The sequence below is a fragment of the Streptomyces durocortorensis genome (genome assembly GCF_031760065.1).
GTDB lineage: Bacteria > Actinomycetota > Actinomycetes > Streptomycetales > Streptomycetaceae > Streptomyces.
The window spans coordinates 2317369-2329365 of sequence record NZ_CP134500.1; the positions used below are offsets into that span (position 1 = coordinate 2317369).

General features: G+C 73.1%; 9 protein-coding genes. 6 read left to right on the forward strand and 3 right to left on the reverse strand.

Annotated elements, in window-relative coordinates:
* Positions 1–2175 (forward strand): acyltransferase family protein, encoded by a 2175-nt coding sequence (locus RI138_RS10200; RefSeq protein ID WP_311119651.1) that lies wholly within the window; start codon positions 1–3, stop codon positions 2173–2175.
* Here the strand turns inward: RI138_RS10200 and RI138_RS10205 are convergent, their stop codons facing one another.
* The 3 genes from RI138_RS10205 to RI138_RS10215 all read right to left on the reverse strand — a co-directional run bounded on the left by RI138_RS10205 (position 2176) and on the right by RI138_RS10215 (position 4923).
* Positions 2176–3399 (reverse strand): DUF418 domain-containing protein, encoded by a 1224-nt coding sequence (locus tag RI138_RS10205; protein ID WP_311119652.1) that lies wholly within the window; start codon positions 3397–3399, stop codon positions 2176–2178.
* A 144-nt stretch (positions 3400–3543) separates the two neighbouring features.
* Positions 3544–4209 carry a GOLPH3/VPS74 family protein gene (locus tag RI138_RS10210; RefSeq protein WP_311119653.1) on the reverse strand — a complete coding sequence of 222 codons (666 nt, stop codon included), beginning with the start codon at positions 4207–4209 and terminating at the stop codon, positions 3544–3546.
* A gap of 93 nt (positions 4210–4302) precedes the next feature.
* Positions 4303–4923, reverse strand: coding sequence for an SACE_7040 family transcriptional regulator (locus RI138_RS10215; protein WP_096625624.1), 621 nt, complete (start codon positions 4921–4923; stop codon positions 4303–4305).
* A 123-nt stretch (positions 4924–5046) separates the two neighbouring features.
* On the opposite strand from RI138_RS10215, the gene RI138_RS10220 reads away from it, so the two are divergent.
* The 5 genes from RI138_RS10220 to RI138_RS10240 all read left to right on the forward strand — a co-directional run bounded on the left by RI138_RS10220 (position 5047) and on the right by RI138_RS10240 (position 11807).
* The gene (locus RI138_RS10220) at positions 5047–6669 is read left to right on the forward strand and encodes a carboxyl transferase domain-containing protein (protein WP_311119654.1); all 1623 of its coding nucleotides are present in this window, start codon (positions 5047–5049) and stop codon (positions 6667–6669) included.
* Positions 6670–6676: 7 nt separating this feature from the next.
* Positions 6677–8629 (forward strand): acetyl/propionyl/methylcrotonyl-CoA carboxylase subunit alpha, encoded by a 1953-nt coding sequence (locus RI138_RS10225; RefSeq protein ID WP_311119655.1) that lies wholly within the window; start codon positions 6677–6679, stop codon positions 8627–8629.
* Between the two features lie 20 nt (positions 8630–8649).
* Positions 8650–9615, forward strand: a complete 966-nt coding sequence (locus RI138_RS10230; protein WP_398864236.1) for a hydroxymethylglutaryl-CoA lyase — start codon at positions 8650–8652, stop codon at positions 9613–9615.
* A 7-nt stretch (positions 9616–9622) separates the two neighbouring features.
* Complete coding sequence (locus RI138_RS10235; protein ID WP_311119657.1) at positions 9623–10789, forward strand: acyl-CoA dehydrogenase family protein; 1167 nt, start codon at positions 9623–9625, stop codon at positions 10787–10789.
* A gap of 151 nt (positions 10790–10940) precedes the next feature.
* Positions 10941–11807 carry a siderophore-interacting protein gene (locus RI138_RS10240; protein WP_311122839.1) on the forward strand — a complete coding sequence of 289 codons (867 nt, stop codon included), beginning with the start codon at positions 10941–10943 and terminating at the stop codon, positions 11805–11807.
* Positions 11808–11997 lie beyond the last annotated feature (190 nt).

Sequence of the window (11997 nt, forward strand, 5' to 3'; positions counted from 1 at the left end):
ATGCCCTCCCTTCCCCTCGCTCCCGGCCCGCACCGGAAGCGGTCCACTCACCCACCCGCGGCACCGCCCTCCCCCGGGGGCGCCGAGTCGGGCCCCAGCCCGCACCGGTCCGCGTTCCGGCCCGACATCGAGGGGCTGCGCGCGGTCGCCGTCCTCGCGGTGCTCGCCTTCCACGCCCAGATCCCCGGCACGGCGGGCGGCTTCGTCGGCGTGGACGTCTTCTTCGTCATCTCCGGCTATCTGATCACCGGGCTCCTGGTCCGGGAGGCGATCACCACCGGGCGCATCCGGCTCGGGGACTTCTTCTCCCGCCGGGCCCGGCGGCTGCTGCCCTCCGCCGCCGTGGTGCTCGCGGCGGTGGCGGTGGCCGGGGCCTGGCTGACCGTACCGCTGCTCCGCACCGACCTGGAGCACGACGTCCTCGCGGCGGCGCTCTCCGTCGCCAACTGGCGTTTCGTGGCCCAGCAGACGGACTACCTGGCCACCGGGCACGACCAGAGTCCGCTGCTGCACTTCTGGTCGCTCGCGGTCGAGGAGCAGTTCTATCTGTTCTGGGCCCCGCTACTGGCCGTCATCGTCCTGGTCACCGCCCGCGCGGTCCGCCGGGGCCGGGCCGTGCGCGCGGTCGTGGCGCTCGTGACGGCGGCGGTGGCCGTCGCCTCGTTCGCCCTGTCCCTGCACTGGACGGGGGAATCGGTCTCCCTCGCGTACCTGGGAACGCCCTCCCGGATCTGGCAGTTCGCCGTCGGCGCGCTGCTGGCGCTGCTGCCGTGGCACCTGCTGCGCGGACCGCGGCCGCTGCGGCTGGTGTGCGGGTGGGCGGGGGCCGCCGCGATCGTCTGGTGCGTCGTGTCGTACGACGCCTCGACCCCGTACCCCGGTTGGGCGGCGCTCGTCCCGACCCTGGGCACGGCCGCCGTCGTCCTCGCCGCGATACCGGGGCGGGGCGAGCGTGAGGTCCAAGGCGCCTACGGGGTGGGCAGGTTTCTGGCGATGCGGGCTCCCCGCGCGATCGGGCGGCTCTCCTACACCCTCTATCTGTGGCACTGGCCGGTGCTCGTTCTGGCCGAGGCGCGCCTCGGCCCGCTCGACTGGCCCGCGAGGACGGCGCTGACGCTGGCGGCCGCACTGCCCGCCCTCGCCACCCTGCGCTGGGTGGAACAGCCGCTGCGCCGCAGCCGCACGGTCTCCGAACTGCCGCGCCGGGGACTGTCGGTGGGGATCTCCGCGATCGTCCTGCCGGTGGTGCTCGCGCTGGTGGTCGGCACGACGACGCTGCATCTGATGGGCCCGACCACGCCGGTCGACCCGAGGGGCCTCCCGCCGGGCGCGGCGTCCGGCCCCTCCCTGCTGGCCCGGCCCGACGGCGCCCCGCTCGCGGGCGGGCCGCTGGTCCCGGGCCCCGCCCAGGCGCGCAAGGACTTCCCGCCGGACGGGTCCTGCCAGGTCGCCCCGGCGGTGACGCGCAGCCCGGAGTGCCTGTTCGGCGCGGCCGACAGCCCGGACCGGATCGTGCTGCTCGGCGACTCGCACGCCGGGCAGTGGTTCTCCCCGATGCTCGCGATCGCCTCGCAGCGCGGCTGGGCGCTCCAGGAGCTGGTGAAGCAAGGCTGCCCCCTGCCGGAACTGACGGTGAAAAGCCCACAGTTGGGGCGCGCCTACCGGGAGTGCGACACCTGGCGGGCCGACACCCTGGACCGGCTGCGGAACGGCCCGAAGCCCCGGCTCATCGTGATCGCCTCGCTCAACCACTACACGGACGATGACGAGCTCCTCGCCTCCGCCTGGGAGAAGACCCTGAAGCGGCTGCGGGCGACCGGGGCGCCGATCGTCCACATCGAGGGAACCCCCGTCCCCGGCACGGACGTCCCGGCATGCGTCTCCGGCAGCGTGGCCGACCCCGCGGCCTGCGCGTTCAGCCGCGCGGACGCCGTCCCGCCGGACCCGCTGGCACGCCGGATCGCGGCGGGCGCGGTACCGGGCGTACGGTCGATCGGCGTGAACCCGGTGCTGTGCCCGGGAGACGGCCCCTCCTGCCCGGCGGTACGGGAGCGAATCCTGCTCTACCGGGACGACGCGCACCTGACGAACGTGGCGGCCGTCGTGCTGACCCCGCGCCTGGAACGACTGCTGACGGACTCCGGCGCACTGCCGCCGGCCGGACGGAGCGACTGATCAGCTCGCGGTGCCGGACGGCCTTCTCCACAACGTCACCGCGCGCAGCAGCGTTTCGACCGGGCCGAGCCGGTGGCGGCTCATCAGCCGGGCGGAGGCGGCGAGTTGGCATCCGTAGAAGAGGAGGGCCCCGGCCATGGCGGCGGCCGCGCCGACCCGGCCGTGCAGCGCGGCCCCGTAGCCGGTGAAGACGAGCGCCATCACCAGCGACTGCGCCAGGTAGTTGGTGAGCGCCATGCGGCCCGCCGGGGCGAGGCGGGCCGCGAAGCGCGCGCCGCGTGGGGTGGTGAACCACAGGAGCAGCCCGCTCGCGTACGCGGCACTGAGCGCGGGCGCGGTGAGCATGCCGACGAGGAACAGCGGGATCTCCCAGCGGGCGTCGAGCGGCCCCACCGTGCCCGCCGCCATCAGAGCGCCGCCGGGCAGCCCGGCGGCGAGACCCAGGACCAGGGTGCGGCGCAGCCAGTCGGCGCGGTCCCGGACGGCGGTCAGCAGTCCCCGCTTCCCCGCCACGAACCCGGCCAGGAACGCGGCGACGACCATGCCGCCCATCATGAACAGCCCGGCCAGGACGTCCGGCAGCGCGCCGATGTTGGCCCGCACCACCTCGCCCGCACCGCCCCGGTAGGCGGCGGCCAGCTCGGCGGCCTCCGCGGCGAGCGCGGTGTCCTCGTCGCCGGTGTCCACCAGGGCGACGGCGGCCCCCAGAAGCAGATAGAGCCCGGCGACGACCCCGTACACCCACAGCGCGGCGCGCCACATCCTGCCCGGGTCGGCGGAGCGGGCGGCGAACAGGATCAGGCCGAGTACGGCGTACGTGGTCAGGATGTCGCCGGGGTAGAGCAGCACGGCGTGCAGGACCCCGAGGACGAACAGCGCTCCCAGGCGGCGCAGCATCCTGGGAGCGAAGGCGGCGCCGTCGCGTTCGGCCGAGGCGGTCTGGAGGGTGAAGCTGTAGCCGAAGAGGAACGAGAACAGCAGGTAGAACTTGGTCTGCACGAACATCGTGACCAGCCAGTGGGCGACCTGGTCCACGCCGCTGGTGTGCGGTCCGCCGCCGCGCTGCCCGTCGAGGCCCGCCATCACGAGGACGTTGGCGAGGAAGATCCCGCAAAGCGCGAAGCCGCGCAGCGCGTCGACCTCCACGATCCGGCGCGGCGGCCTGGCGGTCCGGGGCCCGGCGGACCGGGTGTCGTGCTCGATCGTTTCCCTGCGCTGTGACACGCGGTCCCCCTGGCTGGTGGTGCCGGCGAAGGCCGCCCCCTTCTGGTCAGGACCGGGGCGGCCGGGCGGTTCTCTGTCGGAGGTCGCGGCAGAGGCGACAGCAGTGGTGGCGGCGGCGCTTCAGGCAGCGGCTACGGCAGCGGCTCAGGGCACCGCGGAGAGCACGGTCACGACGGTGACGGTGCTGATCGCCGCCTGGAGGTCGCGGATCGCCTCCCGTACGCTCACGCCCGCCCAGTGGCCGTCGGCGATCTCCGCCATGCGCGGGGCCACCTGCTTCTTCGGCAGACCGGGGAACGTCTGCGGGTGCATGCCCGTGGCGTGCAGCAGGGCGATCAGCGCGCTGGTGCGGGCGTCCGGCTCGGCCCCGTGCAGCACGACGGCGGCCAGCCGGGCGCGCAGCTCGCGTTCGACCGAGCCGTCGGCCTCCGGGTAGCGGCGGACCGGGAAGACACCGAGCACCCGGTGCTTCTCCTCGACCACCAGGCCGCGGGCGACGAGGCTGTCCACGACGTCCTGGGAGCCCTTGGCGTGGTCCCGGGTGAGCCAGGCGACCACCTTGCGGCTGCTGGAGGTCCCGTGGACCCAGCGCGCCAGCCGGTCGAGCCGCCCGTCCAGGAGCGGGTCCCCGGTCGGGGACGGGTCGAAGACCTCGACGCGGCCGCCCTTGACCGTGACGCGGCCCGCCATGACCAGCTCCAGGAGCATGCCCGCGGCCACACCCCAGCGCGCCGCGGTCTCTCCCTTCGCCGCGCCGGTCGTGTCGTCCAGCGACAGCAGCATGATCTCTTCGCCCAGCAAGACGGCCATGGTCAGGCTCCCCGTTCCTCTTCGTCCTGATCGGACAGACGCGAAGAGCCCTTCCCGGGTTGCCCAGGGCCGCCCAGGTGATGGAGCTCCTGCTCAGGAGGGTTCCGCGGCAGCCGCGAACGCGCCTCGCGCCAGCCGGTGCAGCAGCGCGGCGGTGGCCTCGCGGCCCGGTCGGGCCTCGGGCCGGGCCAGGTGCGGGGTGGAGTTCAGCAGGCCGAAGACGGCGTGCACGGTGACCCGGGCATGGTTCTCGGCCAGCGACGGGTAGAGGGCGCGGACGACGCCGACCCAGACCTCCACGTACTCGCGCTGGAGCCGGCGCACCCGCTTGCGGTCCGTGTCGCGCAGCCGGTCCAGCTCGCGGTCGTGGAGGGTGATGAGGGGGCGGTCGTCGAGGGCGAAGTCGATGTGGCCCTCGATGAGCGCGTCCAGCAGGGCCTCCGGGGAGCCGTCGCCGCCCGCGGCGTCCTCCGTGACCCGCAGCAGTCCGCCCTCCAGCAGGCGTTCGCTGATGCCGACCAGCAGCTCGGCGAGCATCGCGTCCTTGCCGGGGAAGTGCCGGTAGAGGCCGGGGCCGCTGATCCCGACGGCGGCGCCTATCTCGTCGACGCCGACACCGTGGAAGCCGCGCTCGGCGAAGAGGCGGGCGGCCTCCCGGAGGATCTGCTCGCGGCGGGTGGGGGCCGCGACGCGGGCGGCGGCATGGGTGCTCATGAGGATTCATTCTAGACAGGGTCGTTAGCGGTCGTTAACCTGAGGGAAACGCGTTAACGCTCATTAACAGCCGACCATCGTCAACGGCTAACTATCGCGGTACGGGCAAGGGGGCTCGACACGATGCAGCAGGCACCGGTCCTGGCGAGCGCGGCCGATCCCGCCTCGGAGGCCTGGCAGGCCAACGAGGCGGCGCATCACGCGCTCTCCGACGAGCTGGCGGGGCGCCTCGCCACGGCACGGCTGGGCGGGGGTGAGAAGGCGCGGGCCCGCCACGAGGCGCGCGGCAAGCTGCTCCCCCGGGACCGGGTGGACACCCTCCTCGACCCGGGCTCCCCGTTCCTGGAGCTGGCCCCGCTGGCGGCGAACGGGATGTACGGGGACCAGGCCCCGGCCGCAGGCGTCATCGCGGGCATCGGGAGGGTCTCCGGCCGCGAGTGCGTGATCGTCGCCAATGACGCGACCGTCAAGGGCGGCACGTACTACCCGATGACCGTGAAGAAGCACCTGCGCGCCCAGGAAGTGGCCCTGGAGAATCGTCTCCCCTGCCTCTACCTGGTCGACTCGGGCGGCGCGTTCCTCCCGATGCAGGACGAGGTCTTCCCCGACCGGGACCACTTCGGGCGGATCTTCTACAACCAGGCCCGGATGTCGGGGGCGGGCATCCCGCAGATCGCGGCGGTGCTGGGCTCCTGCACGGCGGGCGGGGCCTACGTACCGGCGATGAGCGACGAGGCCGTCATCGTCCGCAACCAGGGCACGATCTTCCTCGGCGGCCCGCCGCTGGTGAAGGCCGCGACCGGCGAGGTCGTCACGGCGGAGGAGCTGGGCGGCGGCGAGGTCCACTCCCGGATCTCCGGTGTGACCGACCACCTCGCGGAGGACGACGCGCACGCCCTGCGCATCGTCCGCAACATCGTGGCCACGCTCCCGGACCGCGCCCCGCTCCCCTGGTCGGTCGAGCCGGCCGAGGAGCCGAAGGTGGACCCGGCGGGTCTGTACGGCGCGGTCCCGGTGGACTCCCGGACGCCGTACGACGTGCGCGAGGTCATCGCCCGGGTGGTGGACGGCTCGCGCTTCCAGGAGTTCAAGGCGGAGTACGGCACGACGCTGATCACCGGCTTCGCCCGCATCCACGGCCACCCCGTGGGCATCGTCGCGAACAACGGCATCCTGTTCGCCGAGTCGGCCCAGAAGGGCGCGCACTTCATCGAGCTGTGCGACCAGCGCGGCATCCCGCTCGTCTTCCTCCAGAACATCTCCGGCTTCATGGTCGGCCGCGACTACGAGGCGGGCGGCATCGCCAAGCACGGCGCGAAGATGGTCACGGCCGTCGCCTGCACCCGCGTGCCGAAGCTGACGGTCGTGGTCGGCGGTTCGTACGGGGCGGGCAACTACTCCATGTGCGGCCGGGCCTACAGCCCCCGCTTCCTGTGGATGTGGCCGAACGCCAAGATCTCGGTGATGGGCGGCGAGCAGGCCGCGTCGGTCCTGGCCACCGTCAAGCGCGACCAGTTGGGCGACGACTGGAGCGCCGGGGACGAAGAAGCGTTCAAGGCCCCGATCCGCGCCCAGTACGAGACCCAGGGCAACGCCTACTACGCCACCGCCCGGCTCTGGGACGACGGCGTGATCGACCCCGTGGACACCCGGCAGGTCCTCGGCCTCGCCCTGACCGCCTGCGCCAATGCCCCGCTGCCCCAGAAGGACCCGGCCGGGCCCGGCTTCGGCGTCTTCCGGATGTGAGGAACAGATGACGATGTTCGACACCGTGCTCGTCGCCAACCGCGGCGAGATCGCCGTCCGGGTGATCCGGACCCTGCGGGAGCTGGGGGTGCGCTCGGTCGCGGTCTTCAGCGACGCGGACGCGGACGCCCGGCATGTACGGGAGGCGGACACGGCGGTACGGATCGGCCCGCCGCCCGCGTCGGAGAGCTATCTGAACGTGACCGCGCTGCTGGAGGCCGCCCACCGCACGGGCGCGCAGGCCGTCCACCCCGGATACGGCTTCCTCGCGGAGAACGCGGAGTTCGCGCAGGCCTGCACGGACGCGGGACTGGTCTTCATCGGCCCGCCCGCCCCCGCGATCTCGCTCATGGGCGACAAGATCCGGGCCAAGGAGACGGTCGCGGCGGCCGGAGTCCCGGTGGTCCCCGGCTCCTCCGGGAGCGGCCTGACGGACGCCGAACTGGAGGAGGCCGCAAGGGAGATCGGTACGCCGGTCCTCCTGAAGCCCTCGGCGGGCGGCGGCGGCAAGGGCATGCGCCTGGTCCGCGACGCGGCGGTGCTGGCGGAGGAGATCGCGGCGGCCAGGCGCGAGGCACGGGCCTCGTTCGGCGACGACACGCTCCTCGTCGAGCGGTGGATCGACCGCCCCCGCCACATCGAGATCCAGGTCCTGGCCGACGGCCGGGGCCACGTGATCCACCTGGGCGAGCGCGAGTGCTCCCTCCAGCGCCGCCACCAGAAGATCATCGAGGAGGCCCCCTCGGTCCTGCTGAACGGGGAGACCCGGGCCGCTATGGGCGAGGCCGCCGTGCAGGCGGCCCGCTCGTGCGGCTACGCGGGCGCGGGCACGGTGGAGTTCATCGTGCCGGGCGACGACCCGTCCTCGTACTACTTCATGGAGATGAACACCCGCCTCCAGGTCGAGCACCCGGTCACCGAGCTGATCACGGGCCTGGACCTGGTGGAGTGGCAGCTGCGAGTGGCGGCGGGTGAGCGACTGCCGTACGCACAAGAGGACATCCGCCTGAACGGCTGGGCGATCGAGGCCCGCGTCTGCGCCGAGGACCCCTCCCGCGGCTTCCTGCCTTCCGGCGGTACGGTGCTGGCGCTGCGCGAGCCGCAGGGCGGCGGGGTCCGGACGGACTCGGGGCTCAGCGAGGGCGTGCCGGTGGGCAGCCTGTACGACCCGATGCTGTCGAAGGTCATCGCGTACGGCCCCGACCGCGCCACGGCCATCCGCAGGCTGCGGGCGGCCCTGGCGGACACGGTCATCCTGGGCGTTCCGACCAACGCGGGCTTCCTGCGCCGCCTGCTGGCCCACCCGGACGTGATCGCGGGCGACCTGGACACGGGGTTGGTGGAGCGCGAGGCGGAGGGCCTGGTGCCGGACGGAGTGCCGCACGAGGTGTACGCGGCGGCGGCCGCGGTCCGCCGGGACGCACTGGAGCCCCGGCCGGACGCGGGGGGCTGGACGGACCCGTTCTCGGTACCGAGCGGATGGCGGACGGGGGGTGTGCGGGCCCCGCTGAGGTTCCCGCTGCGCGTCTCGGGCGCGGACCCGGTGACGTACGAGGCTCCGTCGGGAGCTGTGGTGGCACCGGACCGCGTGACGGTCGAACGGGACGGCGCGGTCGTCCACTTCCACCGCTCCGGCGACTGGCTGGGCCGGGACGGCGACACCTGGCACGTCCAGGACCACGACCCGGTGGAGGCGTCCCTGAGCGGGGCGGGCCGGAGCGGGGCGGACACGCTGGCGGCGCCGATGCCGGGCACGGTCACGGTGGTGAAGGTGGCCGTCGGGGACCGGGTCGAGGCGGGACAGAGCCTCCTCGTGGTGGAGGCGATGAAGATGGAGCACGTGATCTCGGCCCCGCACGCGGGCACCGTCACCGAGCTGGACGTGACGGCGGGCGCGACGGTGGCGATGGACCAGGTCCTGGCGGTCGTGGCCCCCGCCGCCGGTCAGGAGGACGCATGACGACACAGCGAGCACTGCCCATGAAGGTCCCGGCCCCCGGCCTGCCCGCCCGGGTCCAGATCCACGAGGTGGGCGCGCGGGACGGCCTCCAGAACGAGAAGGAGACGGTCCCGACGGAGGTGAAGGCGGAGTTCATCCGCCGTCTGGCCGTGGCGGGCCTGACCACCATCGAGGCGACGAGCTTCGTACACCCGAAGTGGGCGCCCCAACTGGCGGACGCGGAAGCCCTGTTCCCCCTCATCGGCGAGATCGCGGACGTGGGTGACGTCTCCCTCCCGGTCCTCGTGCCGAACGAACGCGGACTGGACCGGGCGCTGGCGCTCGGGGCCCGGTCGATCGCGGTGTTCGGCTCGGCGACGGAGACGTTCGCGGCCCGCAACCTGAACCGCACGGTCGACGAGTCGCTGGCGATGTTCGAGCCGGTGGTGGCCCGGGCGAAGGCGGAGAAGGCGCATGTCCGCGGATACCTCTCCATGTGCTTCGGCGACCCGTGGGAGGGCGCGGTGCCGGTGGCGCAGGTGGTCGGGGTCGCGAAGGCGCTGATGGACCTGGGCTGCGACGAGCTGTCGCTGGGCGACACGATCGGGGTGGCGACGCCGGGCCACGTGACGGCGCTGCTGACAGCGCTGAACGAGTCGGGCGTGGCGACACCCTCCATCGGCGTGCACTTCCACGACACGTACGGCCAGGCGCTGTCCAACACGCTGGCGGCGCTCCAGCACGGGGTGAGCACGGTCGACGCATCGGCGGGCGGCCTGGGCGGCTGCCCGTACGCGAAGAGCGCCACGGGCAATCTCGCCACCGAGGACCTCGTGTGGATGCTCGACGGCCTGGGCATCGAGACGGGCGTCGACTTGGACGCCTTGACCGCCACCAGCGTCTGGCTGGCCGAACACCTGGGCCGACCGAGCCCGTCCCGCACGGTCCGTGCCCTGGCCGCAAGCTCCCCAGCCCCTTCCTCTTCTCCCGCCTCCCACAAGGAGTGAGTTACCCATGTCCCTGGACCACCGGCTGACCGCCGAGCACGAGGAACTGCGCCGCACGGTCGAGGAGTTCGCGCACGACGTGGTCGCGCCGAAGATCGGCGACTTCTACGAACGCCATGAGTTCCCGTACGAGATCGTGCGCGAGATGGGCCGGATGGGCCTGTTCGGGCTGCCGTTCCCGGAGGAGTACGGCGGTATGGGCGGCGACTATCTGGCGCTCGGGATCGCCCTGGAGGAGCTGGCCCGGGTCGACTCCTCGGTGGCGATCACCCTGGAGGCCGGGGTCTCGCTGGGCGCGATGCCGCTCCACCTCTTCGGCACGGAGGAGCAGAAACGTCGCTGGCTGCCGAAGCTCTGCGCGGGCGAGGCGCTGGGCGCGTTCGGCCTGACGGAACCGGACGGCGGCTCGGACGCGGGCGGCACGCGCACGACGGCGGTGCTGGACGAGGCAAGAGACGAGTGGGTGATCAACGGATCGAAGTGCTTCATCACCAACTCCGGTACGGACATCACCGAGTTGGTCACGGTCACCGCGGTGACGGGCCGCAAGGAGGACGGCCGCCCCCTGATCTCCGCGATCATCGTCCCCTCGGGCACCCCCGGCTTCACGGTCGCCGCCCCCTACTCCAAGGTCGGCTGGAACGCCTCGGACACCCGCGAACTGTCCTTCTCCGACGTCCGCGTCCCGGCGGCGAACCTCCTGGGCGAACCGGGCCGTGGCTACGCCCAGTTCCTGCGCATCCTGGACGAGGGCCGCATCGCGATCTCCGCCCTGGCGACGGGCCTGGCGCAGGGCTGTGTGGACGAGTCCGTGAAGTACGCGGCCGAGCGCCACGCCTTCGGCAGGCCGATCGGCGCCAACCAGGCCATCCAGTTCAAGATCGCCGACATGGAGATGCGGGCCCACATGGCCCGCATCGGCTGGCGCGACGCGGCCTCGCGCCTGGTGGCGGGCGAGCCGTTCAAGAAGGAAGCTGCGATCGCGAAGCTGTACTCCTCGACGGTCGCGGTGGACAACGCCCGCGAGGCGACGCAGATCCACGGCGGCTACGGCTTCATGAACGAGTACCCGGTGGCGCGGATGTGGCGCGACTCGAAGATTCTGGAGATCGGTGAGGGGACGAGCGAGGTGCAGCGGATGCTGATCGCACGGGAGTTGGGTCTGCCGTCCTGATGTGCGTGAGGCACGCCGCCGGATCACATCCCCGCCCAGACACCCCCACCATCCGGCAAGGTTAGGCTAACCTTCCTTCGGACTGCCTTAGCCGGAAGCCGGGCCCGTCCGCCCGCGGCTCCGGCCCGCCCCGGAGGAGCTCCCGTTGACGCTGACGACGACTGCGACCACCCCCGACGTCGCCCCGTTCCGGTTCTTCGACCTGACCGTCCTGCGGACCAGGCGGCTGGGGCCCTCCATCCTCCGGATCACTCTCGGCGGCCCGGGGGCCGAGGGCTTCCGGGCCGGGGGGCGCGACCAGAGCCTGTCACTCTTCCTGCCGCGACCCGGCCGACGCGAGGCCGTGGTCCCGGAGGGGGAGAACGGGGCCTGGTACCCGAAGTGGCGGGCGCTGCCCGAGGACGTACGCGCGGTGATGCGCTCGTACACCGTGCGGGCCCAGCGGGCGCTGCTCGACGGTTCCACCGAGGTGGACATCGACTTCGCGCTGCACGGTGAGGGCGGGCCCGCCTCCCGCTGGGCGCTGACCGCCGCGGCCGGGGACCGGCTGAAGGCGCTGGGGCCCGCCGTCGCGGACAACACCTCCGTACGCTTCCGGCCGCCGGCGGGCACCGACTGGGTCCTGATCCATGCCGACGAGACCGCCCTGCCCGCTGCCGCCGCCATCCTGGAGTGGCTGCCCGCCGACATGCCCGCCCGGGTCTGGCTGGAGGTCCCGTGCACCGAGGACCGGCAGGCCCTGAACACCGCGGCGAAGGCCCGGATCACCTGGCTCGTACGGAGCGAGGAGGCCGTCTCCGGCGTGGAGGCCGTGCGCGCCGCCGAGCTGCCCGAGGGCACGCCGTACGCCTGGATCGCGGGCGAGGCCTCCGGGGTGCGGTCGCTGCGCCGCCATCTCGTCCAGGAGCGGGGCTTCGACCGCAAGCGCGTGACGTTCGTCGGCTACTGGCGGCGCGGGCTCAACGAGGAGCAGGTGCGCGACACGGAGTCGGCCACCGGGGCCGACATCTCGGAGTAGGCCCTGCGGCCATCCGCCCCGCTTCTCCGCTTCCCCGCTCCAGCGGCCCACCGAGTCCGCCCGAAGCGGGAGTAAACCGGACAAGCGCTACAGCCCGGAGGGGGCGAGGGGCGATCGATTCAGGCTTAGGTTAGGCTACCCTCACTTCGACGTCGCGTCTCTCGCCCCCCGTCCCCTGCCCGGAGGGCCG

Excerpts from the sequence above, each read along its gene's own strand:
- RI138_RS10200 (WP_311119651.1), top strand. The coding sequence starts at position 1 with ATGCCCTCCCTTCCCCTCGCTCCCGGCCCGCACCGGAAGCGGTCCACT.
- RI138_RS10210 (WP_311119653.1), bottom strand. The coding sequence starts at position 4,209 with ATGGCCGTCTTGCTGGGCGAAGAGATCATGCTGCTGTCGCTGGACGAC.
- RI138_RS10215 (WP_096625624.1), bottom strand. The coding sequence starts at position 4,923 with ATGAGCACCCATGCCGCCGCCCGCGTCGCGGCCCCCACCCGCCGCGAG.
- RI138_RS10220 (WP_311119654.1), top strand. The coding sequence starts at position 5,047 with ATGCAGCAGGCACCGGTCCTGGCGAGCGCGGCCGATCCCGCCTCGGAG.
- RI138_RS10225 (WP_311119655.1), top strand. The coding sequence starts at position 6,677 with ATGACGATGTTCGACACCGTGCTCGTCGCCAACCGCGGCGAGATCGCC.
- RI138_RS10230 (WP_398864236.1), top strand. The coding sequence starts at position 8,650 with ATGAAGGTCCCGGCCCCCGGCCTGCCCGCCCGGGTCCAGATCCACGAG.
- RI138_RS10235 (WP_311119657.1), top strand. The coding sequence starts at position 9,623 with ATGTCCCTGGACCACCGGCTGACCGCCGAGCACGAGGAACTGCGCCGC.